Source organism: Rhodococcus sp. 27YEA6 (assembly GCF_044908235.1).
In the GTDB taxonomy this organism is placed as follows: domain Bacteria; phylum Actinomycetota; class Actinomycetes; order Mycobacteriales; family Mycobacteriaceae; genus Rhodococcus_F; species Rhodococcus_F qingshengii.
Map to the genome: position 1 here is coordinate 90,685 of NZ_JBIYCY010000008.1, position 18,025 is coordinate 108,709.

The following is an 18,025-nucleotide window of genomic DNA, read 5'->3' on the forward strand; positions in this document are numbered from 1 at the left end:
CGACTCGTCGGGTGCGGGCACCGACAAGGAGATCCGTGTACGCCCTCGCCGACGGACACCAGCTGTATCCGACCCCGGACGGTGTTTGGCATTACCTGACACCGGACGAGAACGCGGTCACGATCGGCGCGCCGGCCGAAGACCTCGCGGAACTCGACAACTTTCTCAGGCGCTCTGGTTCGGTGCTCGGCCCGGAAGCTATCGAGATCGCCGACGCCCTCGTCTCTCGCGGCGTGCTGGCTGTTCCAGGTCAAGCGCCGGAGATTCCGCGCCCACAGCGTGTGCTGATGGACGGGATCGGGCCCGTTGCCGATGCTTGCATCGCCCTGCTCTCCAAGGCTCTTACGCATCTCGAGGTCGTATCCACCACTGCGCCAATCGAAGACGACGTTGCGTCTTCGGACCTCGTACTGTCGGTTGCCGGTGCTCCTCCTCACGACGAGTGGTCGGAACTCGATACCTGGTGCCGCCGAAACCAAACACCGTGGCAACGCGTCCACGCGGAGCTGGGTGATATCTGCATCGGACCCTTCTTCGACGGTATCGGCAGCGCAAGCTACCGGGACGTCTGCGGTCGACGGCTTGCCGCGTCGCGCGTCCCGGATCATCTGCAGGCACTGTGGAATCACCTCGCCGGCAGCGAACGTCGTCCGCTTGGACTTTCACCCACCGCAGCCGCAATGGCCAGTGCGCTTGCATGTTCGGACGTCGTGGCTGGTGTACATGGCGCACCGCCATCACACCTTCACCACCAGATCCGGATGAATCCGCGAACCCTCATGATGACTCGCCATCCCGTGCTACCACTGCCCGGCGGCGTTCTCGAACCCGCGCCGACGCTCCGGTGATCTCACTCGGCGTGAAGATCCCGGCAGCAGACGGTTCTTCGTTGGCTACGGATGTGCTTCTCCCACCGGATTCTTCACCGCGGGGACTGATCGTGATCCGCACCCCGTACGGGCGTGGATGGCATCTGGCGGAGGGGATCGAATGGCGATTGCGAGGAATTGCCTTCATCTGTCAGGACGTACGTGGACGGCACGATTCCACCGGATCTTGGGAACCCTACGTCCACGAGCGCGAGGACAGCGCCGCCCTGGCCGAGTGGCTGCAGGATCAGCCGTGGACACCGGAGTGCGTCATCGCAAGCGGGGCTTCGTATGCGGCCGGAACCGCCTGGGCATTTGCTACCGAGACCAACAGCGCCGATCGGTCATTTCGTGTAGACGGCGTCGTCTCCAAGGTGCCGACCATCGGAAGCGACCGCGTCAAACGTGATCCCTCGGGGATACTTCTCCTCGCCGAGCATCTGGCGTGGTGGGGCGAGCACGGAGATTCGTCTTCCTCTCGTGAGGGTTTCATCCCTGCCCTGATGCGCTCGGATTCGTCTTTGCTGGAACATCTCCCGGTGCAGTCGATGATCGAGGAGGTTGGTCTGACCTCCGATTCACCGGGCTGGTTGACGCCGATCCTTCGCGCTCGTAAACGCGAAGACTTCGGTGGCGATGATCTGGTGTCCGCGGACGAACTCTCCGAACTCGACATCGCCGGGCTGCACATCGGCGGTTGGGACGATGCGATGATTCGGGAGACACTGCGGCACTTCACGTCCGTGGGGCGCGGGCCGCAGAGTTTGATCGTGGGCCCCTGGGCGCACGACCTCCGCCCTGGAAGGGTCGGCGAGACAAGTTTCGGCCGCCTTCAGGTCGAGTGGATGGAATCGGTATTCGCTGCGCGGCCCCTGACCATCAATCGGGTATTCGACCGGGGTGTCGGCGAATGGTCGACCGAACCGTTTGTCACGGGTGCGAATCGCGTTCATCTCGAACCAGATCGGAAGGATGCGGCCTACAGCTTCCTGTATGACGCCTCACGGGACCGAAACAACTGTGTTGTCTTGACTTTCGATATCAAGCACGACTCCGTACTCTCCGGAACACCATCGGTGGAGCTGAAAGTGCATTCACCCGAGGGCGAAGCCGATTGGATCGCCGAACTGAGCGTCGTAGATCCCGCTGGAGTTACCAGATCGATCGCACGTGGCGCGGGTGTCAGCCTGCAGCCGACGATGGTGACCATCGATCTGGATCCCGTGTTGCACACTGTGCGCGCGGGTGATGTCTTGACGCTGCGGATCGCCGGCTCGGACTTCCCCCGCCTCGCACGCAATCTCGGAGACGGTGATCGCTATCGAGGAACACGCAGTACCGCACTGCACCAATCATTTTCCGGGTCGTTGACCCTGCCGATACTCGGAGGAACTGACGGTGGATGACTTGCTGGTCGACGCCCGGAGCGGCGTGCTGACCTCACTGGAACCACACATTCGCTCGGACATGCCGACGGGCTGGGTCGGTTGGGCCGCGAGGGTGGCCGACACCAGAAACTTCGGCGGCAGCGGTTCACTGTTTCGCGCGGACCCTTACGGATTCGGGGCTTCGATACGCAACGACGCAGCGGCCCGCGGGGCGGCAACCGGTGAGGCCGTCGAAAGATATTGCGGCAACGTGGTCCCCGAAGATCTGGTCCGCAGCAGTGCGTCAGCGCTGGAACTGGCCGGCTCACGGGTCGTCGATCCGGCGAAATTTGCGTTGTACAGCGAGGATCAGTACCGCCTTCCCGGATTCCCCTTTGTTCCCTTCACCTCTGATCTGAACATTCGCTGGGCATTGGGTCACACCATGGACGAAAAGGTGCCCACCTACGTGCCTGCGGCCCTGACTTATCTCGGGTACTACACAGGCACCCGTCGCTGCGAGCCACCGATCGCGTCGTTGCAGTACGCCGGAATCGCAGCGGGACGCTCACGCGACGAGGCCGAGATGTCAGCTCTGCTGGAACTTCTCGAACGCGATGCCACCGCGCTGTGGTGGTGCGGGGACCGGTCACAGCCGGCGATCGAGCTTTCCGACTGGGAGCGGTTGCCTGCGCACCGCCAACTCGGGGATCTGGAGAGCCAGACCCGGAGCGTTCGAGTGCTTCTGCTTCCCTCCCCCTTCGGCATTCCCGTCGCCACAGCGTGGATCCGCGATGACCGACGTGGACTGGTCGCGCTGGGCACAGCTTGTCGACCGACGGTGGAGGCGGCAGTCTCGAAGGCGCTTGTCGAGGCGTATGCCGTACTTGCCATCACGATCGACCTCGCCGACCCCGACGGGCCGACCTGGCGCAGCGTGGCGGACGGAACGCTGCCGGCGCACCTGTACAAACCCTTTCGGGCCGACCGTCGTTACCGGGACGAGTTCGATCCGCAATGGAAAGACGTCGTCGATCTGCCGACTGTTGCCCAGCTTTATCTTGATCCCACGATGGCCCTGGCCGCGGAGGAACATCTCTTCGACTACACCGAAACACTCTCGGTATCAGAGATTCCCGACGAAGCGCCGTTGGATCTGGCTTCTCTCGTAGCGCTTCTGACGTCACGGGGACACCAGCCGATTTCCGTCGATCTCACCACCGGCGACATCTCGATTGCCGGGTTGCACGTCGTCCGCGTCCTGACTCCGGGCCTGTACAACAACGCCCCAGCAGCTTTTCCCCTTCTTGGAGGTAGCAGATTGACCAGCGCATCAACCACCCATCTGCATCTGCCGGTACCTCTCGCATGAGATCTTTGCTCGTCGACCGCCGAACTGGGATCATTCGAGAGTTGGTCGACGCCGTTGTTCCCCAGCACTTTCCGCCCGAGTTCAAACTGATTCACTCGTATGTCAGTGATTCAGAATGCTTTTCACCCTGGTCCAGTGACTCGGCCGGCGCCGGATATTGCTTCGATCTGGGTGACCGTGCGCGGCCTACCGCAGCTGCGATAGGCGAAGCGGTGGAACGATATTGCGGCAACATCGTCGCCAAACCGATCGTCCGCGGGTCGGCCGATGCGTTGATCGGAGCAAGCATCGACCTGTCACAACTCGCGCGTTTCGACGCCGCCCAGTACGCGCGGCCACAGTTCCCGTTCGTCGAACCAACCGCCGATCTGGAGATGGACTGGACTCGCGGAGCCGACCTGATCACGGGTTCGGATATCTGGGTACCGGCCGAACTCGTCTGGGGTTCGTATCCTCATTTCGTCGCCCGGACGGGTCCGGCGATCTCTCCGGTAGCTCAGGCGGGTCTCGCCGCCGGACCCTCGGTGAAGTTCGCAATCGACAATGCCTTGCGCGAGATAGTCGAACGAGACGCGATGACGCTGTCCTGGACCGGGCGGAGTGGTGTTCGGGTCGTCACCGGCATTCCCGAGGTGCTTCGGCGACTGGGGAATCACGGCACCCTCTCGACCAGGTGGTTGTCATTCGACAGCGATTTCGGGATCCCGGTGCTCGGCGCCCTCGTCCACGACGGACTCACCGGATACTCGACCATCGGTACCGCCTGCCATGAAGAAGCGCAGACGGCTGCGTTCAAGTCGCTCGGCGAAGCGCTTCAGCTGCAGCTGCTTTCCGCCGACTACGACGACCCGGAGAGCGGCATCGGTCGAGCCGCGGCCTCCCCGACCAGTCCGCTTGCGCCTTGGCGAGCTGACCGAAGCTATGCAGGCGCCTACCGATCGGATTTTGCCGACGTGATGGACTACGGATGCCACTTGCAACTTCACCTGGACCCGGAGATCCAAGCACGATTCGAGAGTGAGCTGGTCGGTGCCGTCGTCGGCGAGGTGGGACTCGACTCTCTGACATCAGCCGCCGGCACCGAAAGCGCTCTGACGGCAGCCGGTTTCCGGCCGGCATGGGTCGATCTCACCACAACTGATGTTCTCCACGCCGGCCTGCACGTCGTCCGCGTCGTCGTACCCGGTTGTCTCACCAATGCGGCCGCCGGATTGCCGTTTCTCGGCTCGCCCCGACTAGTGGACTGTCTTGCCGGACGATCGGCGCGCACCATCCCATTGCCGCACTGACAGTTCGGGAACCGCCGCTTGCAACGACTCGGTGGTTTCCACCGCGTGGAACCACGTCGGCTTCGAGATCGCGGCATCCCGAATCACCTGCACGGCGCGCGCGGCGATAGCTGCCGTCGCGACCGACTGGCTACGCCCCGAAACCCACAGCGCCGGGCCGGTATCCGCTCGGGCCATCGCTACCCAACGATCCGAGCCCCACAGCTTCTTCGGCACGACCTTCTGTAGCGCGGGTGCCCACGTCATGGCCGCAAGTCCGAGCGTCGCGGTGGACGTGTCCAATCGCAGGTACGTCCTGACCGGAACACCGAGGTCTCGCGTCAACGCATGCTGGTCCGAAAAGTCGGCCCGCACAGCAGGACCGGTGCGGTAGCCGGTCGCATCGGCCGGTATTCGAAACGTCTTCATCCCGGTGTAGTTGCGGACCGATCGTCCGTCGGGATCAGGAAACCTCGTGCCCAACATCCCGTACGTCCACGCCGTTGCGGCCGGCCCGTGTAGTTCTCCACCGCCGAGGCCGATCAGGATGTCCACGGGTCCGTCGCCGAGTCGATGCGCCTCGGTTGCAAGGACACTGGTCAATCCCGGCGCCAACCCGACGCCCATGAGAACGGGTCCGTCGACCGCTTCCAATTCTTCGCAGTAGCTCGAGGTCGCCGTGATGTCGACGAATGCCGCCCCACCGCGTACCGCTTCTTCTGCCAGGCGAACATCCTCGAAACCCGAGGCATTCACCACAACATCGAAGTCTCGAACCGCAGCCGAATACGCGCCTGGTTCTTTAAGATCAACGACGACGTCCGCGCGGGCAGGATCACGGCCGGCGGAGTACGCGGAGATTTCGGGGACCTTCGCGAGTTGTTTCATCAGGGGAATCCCGACGGCACCGTAGCCACCGAGTACAAGAACCTTTGTCATTGTTTCGCCTCCCGAGTCGCTAGAGTTCGACTCTAGAGTTAAACTCTAATCATGACTGAGGTTCTTCGGGAAGACACGTCGGCGCGGCGCAAGATCATCGAGGCAGCGCGTGAGGTTTTTGTCGATCCCGGCTACGCGGCCGCCACGATCAAGCAGCTTGCCGCGGCGGCGGGCGTGTCGGTGCAGAGTGTCTATTTCGTGTTCGGCAACAAGCCGAGCGTGCTGTCAGCACTACTCGACGTGGCCGTTGCGGGCGACGAGGAAAAGACGGCAACTCTCGACCGTCCGTGGGTGGCGGCAGCACTCGGCGCCCCACATCCACTCGGACAACTCCGGATTCAGGTTCACCACGGACGGCTCATTCTGGAACGCACCGCAGACATCCTGCTGGCACTGCGGGCCGCCGCTTCCGCCGACGAGGACGCCGCCCGTCTGTGGCAAATCAACCGCACTCAGAGACGCACGGTGCAGGAACATCTGATGGTCGGCATCGTCGAAAAAGCGCCAACCGTCGACCTCGAAACAGCCGTGAACGTCGCACTCACGCTGCTCAGTCCCGAGACCTATACAGACCTCGTGGTCGGCGCGGGTTGGACCGGCCAACAGTACGAAGAATGGGTGGTCAACACCCTTGCCGCCACCCTCGGCCTGGACCGAACCGTCAAATCCCGGAAGTAGCTGGGATTACTTGGTGGGCTTGTCGTCGATGTGCCGTGGGTTGTTCCACAGGCGCTCCGTCAGATCGTGGAGGACGGCAAGGGTGATCGTGTCGTCGTCCCGTCGGAGCAGAGACTGACTGACCGTCGCGCGCACCAACGTGGAGTCGGAGTGCACGAACTCCTTGACCGAGCCCGGCTCGGAACTCAGTTCACGATGGGCCTGCTCTGCACTGACGTCGTCGGCATCCTTGTCGTAGAGGATGTCCTGCAAACGCAACGCCGAGACGGCCTTCTTGGGATATCCCAGCATGTCAGCGAAGGACGGATTGGCAAAAACGATGCTGCCGTCGCGGTGAACGGCCATGACCGGCACCGGAAGCCTGTCGAGGAGAATCAGGGCAGGCATCTGCTCCAGATCCGCAATCGGCGATTGTGGCGGCTGCGCAACGTTGCGGCGGCGTTCCATAACACGTCCTCTCAAGTTGCCCGAGTCGACAACAGTCTAACTGCCCAGCAAATCGCGGGTTGACTTCCCGCCCGGATGCAGTGACGAATGCCCGAATCGTGCCCGCCTGAGTCACGCCGCGAGCGCCTCCTGATCCTCCGCCAAGGAACCGTCAACAACACGATAGACAGTATCCATCCGAGACAGGTGACTTCGGTCGTGTGTCACGAGAAGGGTTGCCGCCTCGCGTTCCCGCACCACGCCGATGATCAGATCCATGACAGCGGCACCGCGCTCCTGATCGAGCGCACTCGTGGGCTCGTCGACCACGAGAAGCTGCGGATCGTTCATCAATGCTCGCGCGAGATTGACGCGCTGTCGCTGCCCGCCCGACAGCTGGGACGGCCGTTTTCCGCTCTGATCCGCGAGCCCGACAGCGTCCAGCAAATCCATCGCTTTTGATTTCACGGCCTTGCGACGGGTCCGTGACGTGAACACGGACTGCCCCAGATGCGCCATCACCTCGAGCTGCTCCAGTGCAGTCAGCGAAGACACGAGGTTCGACTGTTGGAAGACGATGCCGATCGACGAGCGTCGCAGCTCCGACGCCGCCCGCCGACTCAGCGCAGCGATGTCGGTGCTGCCTTCCGGCGTCCGGAGATAGACGTGCCCGGAATCCGGACGGATCAGCGTCGACGCCACCGCCAACAGGCTGGACTTGCCCGAACCCGAGGGCCCGGTGATCGCGGCGATCTCGCCGCAGTGCAGTCGCAGAGACACGTCGTCCAGCGCCGTCACCCGCGATTGCCCATCGGGAAACGTCAGATCGACGTTCTGGATGTCGAGAACTGTGGTGCCGGTTGTCATGGTCATCGTGCGCTCCCCAATGCTGTGAGTGGATCGGTGGTCGAGAGGAATCGAAGTGCAAAGGCCGCGCCGAGCAGACCGAGCCCGATCAATGCCACGGCAGGTACGACGGTGGTGGATGCGTCCAGGACAAACGGCATGGCGTCACCGATCAGCGATCCGGCCACGGCCGTCAGCCCGATTCCGACGGTGACACCGGCAATCAGAACGATGAGCGCCTGACCCAGTGCGTCGCGCACCAGCGAAGCGGTAGTCGCACCGAGCGCTTTCAGCGTCGCGATGTCCGGAGTTCGCTGGATCGTCCACACCGTGAAGAACGCACCGATCACCAAGGCTGAGATCGCGAACAACATGAGCGTCATCAACGTCAACGACCCGTTCTCCGACTTGTACGAACCGATCGCGTCGAGCGAACCGCTGACCGTCGTCGACGTCGTCGCAGCCGCCTTGTCCGTTGCGGAAGCGTCGGAGGCTCCGGTGACAGCCAGTACTGTCGCAACTCCGCCGCGTGGATTGGCCGCCTGCCAGTCGTCGAGCGTCATCCAGACGACGGGCGAATGGCTGTACCAGTCGTCACCGCGAACGGCGCTGACGGTGAACTGCTGCGTACCGACACTCACCTGATCGCCGGCGCCCGCCCCCAGATCGCGGGCGGCACCTTCGCTCAACACCACCGTGCCTGACGCCGACGGCGTCACGTCACCGAAACCGCCATCAGCGCCGAACAGGGCCACCGACTTCTGATTTCCGTCGGCCAATCCCGCTTTCCCGCGACCGATTCCGATGGGATCGACGTCCTTCGACGTGGAGGTCCAAGCGTTGACCTGGTCCTGCGTGAGCGCCGACTCGTCGAACGACGCCCCGGCTCCGGTGTCGGCGAACACCACCGTGTCGGCATTCATGGCCTCGATGGCCGACACGTTCTGATGGCGAAGTCCTGCAGTCAACCCGCTGAGAAAACTGACCAGAAGTGCAACCAACAGAACCACGACGGAGATCAGCGCGAAACGACCTCGCGCTGCCCGTAAGTCCCTCATTGCGACAAACACTGTGAATTCCTTTCCTGTGCTTGCCTCTACGCTCTCGCGGATGCAGACTCTTTCCATCGCACCTCGGATCGACATTCCAGCGCTCGAAAGAACCATCCCGGTTTACAACTTTTGATGGATGAACCAGGCCCGAACCTCGCTAAGCTGGGCGAGATGCACCGATCTCCGCTCACGCCTGTCTTCGCCGGCCTACAACTGGGCCTGCATGTCCTTGTCATGGCGCTGGCCGGTGTGGTGTTTCTTCGAGCGCTGATCGACGAATCCGACCTGACCGCAACAATCATCGCGTTGGCCGTGATCTTTGTTGCCATCTATCTTTTCGGGGTCGCCAAAAGGCTGCGCGGCAACGCTGCCCGCTGGTGGCTGGCCGTGCTGACCCTCGTCTGGATCGCGACGATGGCGGTATCCGCCGACGCCGCCTACCTCGCGTTCGGACTCTTCTTCCTCTATCTCCATATTCTGCGACGCCCCTGGAGTCTTCTCGCCGTCACCGCGGCAACGGCTGTCGCCGTGGTCGGCACCGGCCTGCATCGTGGATGGACGATTGCCGGCGCCGTCGGCCCGATCATCGGCGCTGCCGTAGCGGTTGCAATCGGCCTCGGATATCAAGCGCTGTACCGCGAGGCAGCCGAGCGCGGTCGTCTCATCGACGAGTTGATGAATACCCGTGAAGAATTGGCGTCGACGTCTCGCGATGCCGGAAAATTCGCGGAACGTGAAAGACTCGCCGCCGAGATTCACGACACCGTGGCCCAGGGACTTTCGAGCATCCAGATGCTCCTTCACGCTGCCGAACGCGCCGACCCGGACAGCCCGGCCATCCGTCAGATCAGCCTCGCACGGGAAACTGCCGCGGACAGTCTTGCCGAAACCCGCCAACTCATAGCCGAATTGACGCCCGCGGCCTTGGACGGTCAGTCGCTCGCCGACGCGCTTCGTCGAATCTGCGAACGCGCGAGCAGTCCTGAACTGGAAGCGCGCTCCGTCGTCGAAGGCGAGGCAGTGCGGCTGCCGATGCCCCTCGAAGCAACATTGGTGCGCATCGCTCAGGGCGCGGTGTCCAATGTTCTCCGCCATGCCGATGCAACCAGAATGGCTGTGACACTGACCTATTCCGACGACACCGTCAGCCTCGACGTGGTCGACAACGGTCGCGGCTTCGACGTGGCAGTTCTCGAACGTGGCCCGGCGGAATCTTTCGGCCTCAATGCAATTCGCCGGCGCGTCGAACTGCAGGGCGGGATCTTCTCCATCGAGTCCGAGCCGGGACACACGGCCGTCGCAGTGACGTTTCCTCTCGAAGTCGGCGAACCGTGATCCGCCTGCTGCTCGCCGACGATCACGCGATCGTGCGCGCCGGGCTACGAGCGCTGCTCGAAAGCGAAGCCGACATCGAGGTAGTCGGCGAAGCGGGCACCGCCGAGGAAGCCATAGCCTTCTGCGCCACCACGCCGGTCGACCTCGTGCTCATGGACCTGCGATTCGGCCCCGGGAAGACGGGCGTCGACGCCACCCGCGCGGTGTGCGCGCTTCCGAATCCGCCGCACGTACTCGTCGTGACCAACTACGACACGGATGCAGACATCTTGAGCGCTGTCGAGGCCGGGGCCAGCGGGTACCTACTCAAGGACACACCACCGGTCGAGTTGCTGTCAGCCGTCCGCGCCGCTGCGAGCGGGGACAGCGTTCTCTCCCCCGCCATCGCGTCGAAGCTCATGACTCGGGTACGCAAACCCGAAACCAGCCTCAGCCCAAGGGAAATCGAAGTTCTGAAGTTGGTGGCGGCGGGTCGCTCCAACCGAGAGATCGGCAAAGAACTGTTCCTGAGTGAGACCACGGTCAAGTCGCACCTGGTTCACATCTTCGGCAAGTTGGGAGTGAAGTCGCGGACGTCGGCGGTAGCTCGTGCGCGGGAGCTGGGTTCGATCTGACATTTGCCCGAATTGTCGAAAGTAGCTGGACAGCAGCAATTTTCGCCTGCGATTCTCTTGTGTTCGAAACTTTGTTCGATTAGATTTTTAGCATGGACAGTCGGGAAGCGTGGCAACTGGATGGCGAGGACCTCAAGGGTGAGGTTCTGGATCTGGTGCGTGTCCGAAACGAGTTGCAGTCGCGGATGGTGTTGCTGATCGTGGAGATGTTTTCCCGTGAGGTTCTCGGTGGGAAGGGTTTTCGGGCGATCGCGCAGTGGTTGCATGGGTCGACGAATCTGGAGATCGGTGAGTGCAGTCTGCTGGTCGGGTTGGCGCGGTTGCTGTTGCTCGAACCTGTTGTCGCGGATGCATTCCATCGTGGTGACGTGGATGCGTTGAAAGCCCGTCAGGTGGCGTCGTTTTGTCAGCATCCACCGAAGAACATGACGCCGGCGGATGTGGACAAGGCCCGCGGGATTCTGTTGGGGTTGGCGTCGAAGAACATTGCCGATTGCGATGCGGTGCGGGCGGCGATCCGGCGGATCGAGAAGCAGTACGGAAAGCGTGAGGACGGTGTTCCGGTCGGGGAAGATTCGGAGCGTAATGAGTTCTACGCCTCGAAAGGCCTGTACGGGCGCGTGTCGGTGAAGGGCGACCTGGATGCTGTGAACGGGGCCCGGTTGATCACGTTGCTGTCGAGCCTGTCTGCTCCGACACCGGAGAAGGACGGCGTCAAAGACACCCGCACCCCGGCGCTACGGCGGGCGGATGGGTTTTGCGAGTTGTTGCGGCGGTACGAGCGGGCGGGGTTGGGTCCGATCGAGGGCGGGGTGAAACCACACATCACGGTCACCGCGTCGGCAAAAGATATGACGGACCTTAAAGTTCTGAAAGACCTCCTGCCGTCGACCGATGAACTCGGGTTTGCGTGGACGGATTGGGTAGGTCCGATCAGTATCGATACCGCGCGGATGTTGGCGTGCGACTGCACCGTGACGCGGATTTTGTTGGATGAGAATGGTGTTCCGCTCGAGTGCGGTACGGAAGCGAGAACAGCGACGGTGCCGCAGAGGCGGGCGTTGGCGGTTCGTGATGGTGGGTGCGCGTTTCCGGGGTGCGGGACACCGTCGGGGTGGTGCGATGCCCACCATATTGTTCACTGGAACGATGGTGGCCCAACAGATCTCGACAATCTGATCTTGTTGTGCGGTCATCACCACCGGACGCTGCACCACACGGAGTGGCGGGTGGAGATCGGTCCGGATCCGAAAAACAGTGTTCTACCCACCGATGTCGATCGATCCGTATCAACAGCCGATCGGCGGGAACAGCCCACCGACAGCGGCGTGAACCGACATAACTGAAAAGGCCAGCGTGTGCACCGGGGAAGAATCATGCCCCGGGGCATACGCTGGCCTTTTCGGCTGCGCTCGATGTCCGTCTTGCGACAGCATCTGTCTCCACTTCGACACGCCGGACCCATAGGGTCGAGGCATGTCTTTCTGCGAACCCGCCCGCGTTGTCACCGTCACGTCCCTGACCCCGCACATGCGGCGAATCAGCATCGAGGCAGAAGGCGACTGGCACTGGCCGACCGGCGGACAAGGCGACGAGCGCATCGACCTCGCGTTCCCGAAACCCGGTGAAACAGAAGCAGAATACGACTACTTCAACAATCCCGACTACGGCAAGGCCGATCTCGGAACCGAGCCACCGTGGCGGCACTACACCGTGCGCAAGGTGCACGACGGCGGCCGACGTCTGGACATCGACTTCGTCGTGCACCCTGGCGGTATTGCAGCGGATTGGGCCCTGCGGGCCGAACCAGGTCACCTACTAGGCGTCTTCTGGTCGGACAGTTCGCGGTCCCACTACCAAGCACCGGCGGGTCCTCGCTGGCAGCTGCTGGTCGCAGACGCCACGGGTCTCCCCGGACTGGGCAGGATTGTCGAAGAACTTCGTGAAGGCGATGTCGCACAGGCGATCATCGAGGTCGAAACCGAAGAGGATCGACAGGAATTTGTCACTCGCGGCGACGTCACGTACACGTGGCTCGTGGGGAGTGGCCTCGGAAAGGCGCCGAGCGCACTGTTCGAGGCTGTGGAGAAGGTCGAGTTTCCCGAATCCGAATCGGCCGACATCTACGCGTGGGTGGCATGCGAAAGCGCAACAAGCCGTCGCATTCGTAAGCATCTGAGGGAAGTTCGAGGAATTGCTCGCGACAAGCACAATGTTGTCGGGTACTGGCGAGAGGGCGCCGACGGCCACGTTTCCGGCATGAACAGCGAGGAAGTCACCGTCGGCGCCTGAGCGCCGTGATCACTCTGCCGGCAGCGTGGCGGTAGATTCTGCGTGAGCCTGCTGCGCGTCAGCCGGCTTTTCCGCCAGCATCTCGAACAGTGCTCGGCGTGCCTCGGCGAGAATTGCCTCGGCCTTGGCTACCTGCTCGGCGGTCCCACCTGCGGCTACCGCGACAGCGGCACCTCGGAGTAGGCCCATCGCGGGACGGAGCGCGGCGCCGGCTTCACCGAAGTGAGGCCGACCGTGTCCGCGCTGGTCAAGTCGACCGCGCCGGCCTTCGGGGCGTCCTTCTGCTCGGTCTTCGAAGCGACCCTCGGGTCGCTCGCCCTCGAATCCTCGACGGAAACCGTGTCCACGATGCGGGCCTCGGCGGCCATGCTCGCGACGTTCTTGCATTTCTGGGTTGTTGTGTGGGGCGTACATGTTGTCCTCCTGGACTGTCTGTGTTTGTTTGACGTATCGACGATATATCGACAATAGATCGAACGCAAGAGTTCGTAGAATAATTCCCGCACCCTCGTCCGGATACGCTGAAGCCGTGAACACGGATCTACAAGCCCAGGCCGCGGACGCCCTACGCCGCCTCGCACTCGACGAATCCCTGAAAGAACGCACCATGGCGGACGCTGCGACGGCAGCACTCGCACGGAAAGTCGCCGCTCGCTACATCGGCGGCGAAACCATCGACGACGCTTTCGACCGACTCCCCTCGATCTTCGCGCGAGGACACAAGGCGAGCATCGAATACACCGGGGAAAGCGTCCGGGATCCCGAACTCGCGAACGCCGAAACCGATGTGTTCGTGGAATTGGCGGAACGGATCGGAACGTCGGGCGTCGACAGCACCGTGTCGTTCGACCTCTCGCACATCGGCTTGGTGATCGATCCAGAGCAGTGCTTTCGCAATGTCGTGCGCCTGGCCGAGACCACTGAACGCGCCGGTGCTGAGCTGATCATCTCCGCCGAAGCGTCCGACCGCACCGACCTGGTCCTCGACATGCACGCGCGACTGGCCGAGCGGTTCACTCACGTGGGGATCACCGTTCAGGCCCGACTGCACCGCACGGCAAAGGATCTCACCGCTCTGCTGGACCGACCCGGTCGCATCCGTCTCGTAAAGGGCGCCTTCCTCGAAGCCGAGTCCGTCGCCTACCCACGCGGTAGTGCCGAACTGCGCAGCGCGTATCTCGACTACGCAGCCCGAATCGTCGACTCGGGTCACCAGGTCTCCATCGCGACACATGACCGCGACATCCTCGAAGCACTACGCGCCGAACATGATTCGAAGCTCAGAGGCGAGCACGTCGAGTTCGAGATGCTGCTCGGCCTCGGCACCGAGCAACTGGACGCACTCCGAGGAGCGGGCTTCACCACACGCGAATACGTCATCTTCGGAACACAGTGGTGGCTGTACGTACTCAATCGCATCGCCGAAGAACCGGAGCGTGTCTACACCGCGCTCATCGACGCTGCGCTCATCAGCACTGCAAACTAGATCTCCAACAACAGAAGTGGGACCGCACTCGAATCGAGTGCAGCCCCACTTGTGTCAGTTTCTAGCTCTCCAGAAACGCCTTGATGCGCGCCAGGGTGGTTTCCATTCCGGTCTGCATCAGCTGATCTCGACCCCGACCGAGTAGGCCGCTACCCGACATCATGCGCACGTAAAGCGCTGGCGTCGCATAGATCTCACGAGTCTCGGTAAGCACGGTGCCCGTTCCCGAAGGCTCGAGCACATAGGTCCACCGCGCTTTCGGCTCGTCCGATTCGAAGGAGAACCTCCGGCAGTCGACCACGTCGACCACCGTGCAGTGCGTGCTCCACCGAATCAGACCATGCTTGTTGGTGCCCTTGAACTTTGCACCCACAGTGCCCGGAGTTCCGGAAGTCCATGTTCCACCGGTGTTTTCAGGACTGAAGCGACCCATACCTTCGATGTCGCTGACAACCTTCCACACCGATACCGGCGTTGCCTCGATGTACGCGCTGGCGGTTTCCACCCGTTACCGGCCCGGAACCCAGGACATGATCTTGATGGCGTGAGGCATGAGCTTTGCCCACACCTTGGCCGGAAGTCCGCGCGGTCCACCGAGATTCATGACGCGAGTGGTGGCAACGGTCTGCGGTTCGGTGTACTTGATCAGCCCCTCGGCGCCGTGACGACGACCGACGCCCGAGACACCCATACCGCCCATCGGTGCTGCGGTGCTGCCCCAGGTCGGTGCGTAACCCTCGTCGACGTTGACGGTGCCGGCGTGGATGCGCGCTGCGATGGCTTCACCGGCAGCCTTGCTTCCCGCCCACACACTGGCGTTGAGGCCGTACTCGGTGTCGTTGGCCGCAGCGATGGCCTCTTCGACGTCCTTGACGGGGTAGATCGAGACGAGCGGCCCGAAGGTCTCGTCGCGGTAGCACTCGGCGTCTTCGGGAACCCCGGTGAGCAGGGTGGGCTCGTAGAACAGCGGTCCGATGTCCGGCCGAGCCTTGCCACCGGCAATGACGGTGGCGCCCTTGACCACTGCGTCGTCGACATGAGCGGAGATTGCCTTGACCTGCGCCTCGGAGACGAGGCTGCCCATCTCGATTCCGAATTCGTATCCGGCGGCGAGGTTCATCTTCTTGACGCGGTCACCGAACATGCGGATGAACTCGGGTGCGATGGACTCTTCGACGTAGATGCGCTCGATGGAGATGCACAGCTGACCAGAGTTGGAGAAGCACGCACGCACAGCGGCGTCGGTGACCTCGCGCAGGTCTGCGCCGGCCGCGACGATCATCGGGTTCTTGCCACCGAGTTCGGCGGAGAAGCCGATCAGTCGACGGCCGGCCTGCTCGGCGAGGAGCTGACCGGTCGCGGTGGAACCGGTGAACATGAGGTAATCGGTGTTCTCGACCAGGGCGGTGCCGACGACGGAGCCCGGCCCGGGAACCACGGCGAAGAGGTCGCGAGGCAGACCCGCCTTGTAGAGCAGTTCGACGCAGGCGAGCGCGCAGTACGGCGTCTGGCTGTCCGGCTTGAGGACAACGGCGTTGCCGGCGAGCAGCGCGGCGATGGCGTCGGACACGGCCAGCGTCATAGGGTAGTTCCACGGCGAGATGACGCCGACTACGCCCTTGGGCTGGTAGCGGACGACGGTCTTCGTCAGACCCGGGAGCATGCCGGAGACGCGACGCGGGCGCAGCAGCTTCGGCGCCACACGTGCGTAGTGACGCGACGTCATCGAGATGTCGAGGACTTCTTCCTGAGCTGCGGTACGCGACTTTCCGGTCTCGGCCTGAGCCATGTCCATGAGGGCGTCGCGGTTCTCGAGGATGAGATCGCGGTAGCGGTGGAAGACGGCAGCGCGGTCGAGGACGGAGCGCTTGGCCCATTCCTTCTGGGCGACGCGGGCACGGGCGATGGCCGCAAGTGCGTCGTCGGCGGTGCCGACGGGGATGGTCGCCAGCTCCTTGCCGGTGAACACCTCGGTGATGGACTTCGTCGGGCGATCGGCAACATTGTCGATGGCGATCAGATCGGCGAGCCGCGAGAAGGTCGCAGCGGACGGAGCAGGCATTTCAGTACCCCTACTGGTGAGTAGTTCTTGGAGTTACACACAACTTACCCCGTCGGTGGTACCGATCACAGTGCCGAATCAGACAGAGTCAACCAATACTGCCTCTTTCGGACGTTTTGCGATCAACAACGACATGACTGCAGCGATCGCGCAGAGCGCGCCGGCCACCAAGAAGGCAGCGTCGTACGAGCCGATCTGATCACGAACGAGGCCGGCCAAGAAGGCCACCAGACCCGCACCGATCTGGTGCGATGCCAGCACCCAACCGAACACGATGGGAGCGTCGGCGCCGAAGTGTTGACGGCACAGCGCGACGGTCGGCGGAACCGTCGCCACCCAATCGAGCCCGTAGAAGATGACAAACGCGATCATCGGCGGATTCACGGTGTTGGCGAGCAGCAGCGGCAGGAAGAGCAGCGAGATTCCGCGGAACAGGTAGTAGATGCCGAGAAGTTTTCGCGAGTCCATGCGGTCGGTGAACCAACCCGAAGCGATGGTGCCGACCATGTCGAGGATTCCGATCAACGCCAACAGTGACGCGGCCGTGGTGATCGGCATTCCGTGATCGTGCGACGCCGGGACGAAGTGCGTGCCGATCAGGCCGTTGGTGCTCGCGCCACAGATCGCGAAGGTACCGGCGAGAAGCCAGAACACCTTGGTCTTCGACGCCATCACCAGCACCGAGATCGCCCGGCCCCCGGCGCCGCCGCGCTGGTAGACAGGCTTGGCTGGTGGGGCGTAATCGGCGGGCGCTCCGTAAGGCGTCGTACCCACGTCTGACGGATAGTTACGCAGGAACAGCAGAACGAACGGCACAACGGCCAGTGCGGCAAACGAAACTGTGAAGGCGACGCTCTTCCAGTCGTACGTTTCGGCGATCTTCGCCAGGACCGGAAGGAACACCAGCTGACCGGCAGCACCACCGGCCGTCAGGATGCCGGTCACGAGACCACGCTTCTCGACGAACCAGCGATCGACGACGGTGGCGACAAACGCCAGCGCCATCGAACCGGTACCGAGACCGACGAAGACACCCCACAGCAGAATGAGCTGCCAACTCGAGGTCATGAAGATCGTGAGACCACTGCCGAGCGAGATGAGCGCCAACGCCGAGGTGACGACCGCCCGGATACCGAACCTCTCCATCAAGGCAGCAGCGAACGGCGAGGTCAACCCGTACAGAATCAGGTTGACCGAGACGGCCGCCGAGATGCTGGCGCGCGACCACCCGAAATCCTCGTGCAGCGGATCGATCAGCACCGATGGGGCAGCGCGGAAGCTCGCCGCACCGACCAACGCCAGGAATGCCACGATCGCGACGGACCAGGCGCGGTGAAAGCGCGGCGGGCTCACCTGCTGTTGGCCTGATTCGGGGAGAGCGGTCTCAGAAGTCACAGAGAGAATTCTGCAGTTCGGATT

Annotated in this window: 17 protein-coding genes and 1 pseudogene; 10 read left to right on the forward strand and 8 right to left on the reverse strand. The window is 62.9% G+C overall.

The window, feature by feature from the left end; genetic code table 11:
* The first annotated feature begins 35 nt into the window (after positions 1–35).
* From ABH939_RS20800 to ABH939_RS20815, 4 genes are read left to right on the forward strand one after another with little or no spacing between them, the layout of a single operon-like run.
* Positions 36–848 (forward strand): hypothetical protein, encoded by an 813-nt coding sequence (locus ABH939_RS20800; protein ID WP_404650058.1) that lies wholly within the window; start codon positions 36–38, stop codon positions 846–848.
* The gene (locus ABH939_RS20805; protein WP_404650059.1) at positions 845–2,275 is read left to right on the forward strand and encodes a CocE/NonD family hydrolase; all 1,431 of its coding nucleotides are present in this window, start codon (positions 845–847) and stop codon (positions 2,273–2,275) included. Before ABH939_RS20800 ends, ABH939_RS20805 begins: the two co-directional genes overlap by 4 nt.
* Positions 2,268–3,608 carry a YcaO-like family protein gene (locus ABH939_RS20810; protein WP_404650061.1) on the forward strand — a complete coding sequence of 447 codons (1,341 nt, stop codon included), beginning with the start codon at positions 2,268–2,270 and terminating at the stop codon, positions 3,606–3,608. Before ABH939_RS20805 ends, ABH939_RS20810 begins: the two co-directional genes overlap by 8 nt.
* Complete coding sequence (locus ABH939_RS20815; RefSeq protein WP_336870747.1) at positions 3,605–4,897, forward strand: YcaO-like family protein; 1,293 nt, start codon at positions 3,605–3,607, stop codon at positions 4,895–4,897. Before ABH939_RS20810 ends, ABH939_RS20815 begins: the two co-directional genes overlap by 4 nt.
* Here the strand turns inward: ABH939_RS20815 and ABH939_RS20820 are convergent.
* Positions 4,844–5,815, reverse strand: coding sequence for a hypothetical protein (locus tag ABH939_RS20820; RefSeq protein WP_404650062.1), 972 nt, complete (start codon positions 5,813–5,815; stop codon positions 4,844–4,846). The genes ABH939_RS20815 and ABH939_RS20820 overlap by 54 nt on opposite strands.
* Before the next feature lie 51 nt (positions 5,816–5,866).
* Between ABH939_RS20820 and ABH939_RS20825 the strand changes: the two genes are divergently transcribed.
* Positions 5,867–6,493 carry a TetR/AcrR family transcriptional regulator gene (locus ABH939_RS20825; RefSeq protein ID WP_003943606.1) on the forward strand — a complete coding sequence of 209 codons (627 nt, stop codon included), beginning with the start codon at positions 5,867–5,869 and terminating at the stop codon, positions 6,491–6,493.
* A gap of 6 nt (positions 6,494–6,499) precedes the next feature.
* Here the strand turns inward: ABH939_RS20825 and ABH939_RS20830 are convergent, their stop codons facing one another.
* The 3 genes from ABH939_RS20830 to ABH939_RS20840 all read right to left on the reverse strand — a co-directional run bounded on the left by ABH939_RS20830 (position 6,500) and on the right by ABH939_RS20840 (position 8,835).
* On the reverse strand, positions 6,500–6,940 hold the full coding sequence (locus ABH939_RS20830; RefSeq protein ID WP_003943598.1) for a PAS domain S-box protein: 441 nt from the start codon (positions 6,938–6,940) through the stop codon (positions 6,500–6,502).
* 111 nt (positions 6,941–7,051) lie between these two features.
* Entirely contained in the window at positions 7,052–7,792 is a 741-nt protein-coding gene (locus ABH939_RS20835) for an ABC transporter ATP-binding protein (RefSeq protein ID WP_404650063.1), read from the reverse strand.
* Entirely contained in the window at positions 7,789–8,835 is a 1,047-nt protein-coding gene (locus ABH939_RS20840) for an ABC transporter permease (protein ID WP_234551151.1), read from the reverse strand. The genes ABH939_RS20835 and ABH939_RS20840 overlap by 4 nt, the downstream gene beginning before the upstream one ends.
* Positions 8,836–8,949: 114 nt before the next feature.
* Here ABH939_RS20840 and ABH939_RS20845 point away from each other — a divergent pair, with 114 nt between their 5' ends.
* From ABH939_RS20845 to ABH939_RS20860, 4 genes and pseudogenes are all read left to right on the forward strand, one after another.
* Positions 8,950–10,152, forward strand: coding sequence for a sensor histidine kinase (locus tag ABH939_RS20845; RefSeq protein WP_312639017.1), 1,203 nt, complete (start codon positions 8,950–8,952; stop codon positions 10,150–10,152).
* Positions 10,149–10,766 (forward strand): response regulator transcription factor, encoded by a 618-nt coding sequence (locus ABH939_RS20850; RefSeq protein ID WP_003943536.1) that lies wholly within the window; start codon positions 10,149–10,151, stop codon positions 10,764–10,766. Before ABH939_RS20845 ends, ABH939_RS20850 begins: the two co-directional genes overlap by 4 nt.
* Positions 10,767–10,858: 92 nt before the next feature.
* A pseudogene (locus ABH939_RS20855) lies at positions 10,859–12,098 on the forward strand (DUF222 domain-containing protein).
* A 144-nt stretch (positions 12,099–12,242) separates the two neighbouring features.
* Positions 12,243–13,058 (forward strand): siderophore-interacting protein, encoded by an 816-nt coding sequence (locus ABH939_RS20860; RefSeq protein ID WP_007735878.1) that lies wholly within the window; start codon positions 12,243–12,245, stop codon positions 13,056–13,058.
* A gap of 9 nt (positions 13,059–13,067) precedes the next feature.
* On the opposite strand, the gene ABH939_RS20865 is transcribed toward ABH939_RS20860, so the two are convergent.
* Complete coding sequence (locus ABH939_RS20865; protein ID WP_228232358.1) at positions 13,068–13,472, reverse strand: hypothetical protein; 405 nt, start codon at positions 13,470–13,472, stop codon at positions 13,068–13,070.
* 115 nt (positions 13,473–13,587) lie between these two features.
* Here ABH939_RS20865 and ABH939_RS20870 point away from each other — a divergent pair, with 115 nt between their 5' ends.
* A complete protein-coding gene (locus ABH939_RS20870) occupies positions 13,588–14,544 on the forward strand; it encodes a proline dehydrogenase family protein (RefSeq protein WP_064688029.1) in 957 nt (318 codons plus the stop codon).
* Between the two features lie 61 nt (positions 14,545–14,605).
* Here the strand turns inward: ABH939_RS20870 and ABH939_RS20875 are convergent, their stop codons facing one another.
* The 3 genes from ABH939_RS20875 to ABH939_RS20885 all read right to left on the reverse strand — a co-directional run bounded on the left by ABH939_RS20875 (position 14,606) and on the right by ABH939_RS20885 (position 18,001).
* Positions 14,606–15,049 carry an SRPBCC family protein gene (locus ABH939_RS20875; RefSeq protein WP_030536658.1) on the reverse strand — a complete coding sequence of 148 codons (444 nt, stop codon included), beginning with the start codon at positions 15,047–15,049 and terminating at the stop codon, positions 14,606–14,608.
* A 3-nt stretch (positions 15,050–15,052) separates the two neighbouring features.
* The gene (locus ABH939_RS20880; RefSeq protein ID WP_003943578.1) at positions 15,053–16,606 is read right to left on the reverse strand and encodes a succinic semialdehyde dehydrogenase; all 1,554 of its coding nucleotides are present in this window, start codon (positions 16,604–16,606) and stop codon (positions 15,053–15,055) included.
* Positions 16,607–16,684: 78 nt separating this feature from the next.
* The gene (locus ABH939_RS20885) at positions 16,685–18,001 is read right to left on the reverse strand and encodes an MFS transporter (protein WP_030536659.1); all 1,317 of its coding nucleotides are present in this window, start codon (positions 17,999–18,001) and stop codon (positions 16,685–16,687) included.
* Between the last annotated feature and the right edge of the window lie 24 nt (positions 18,002–18,025).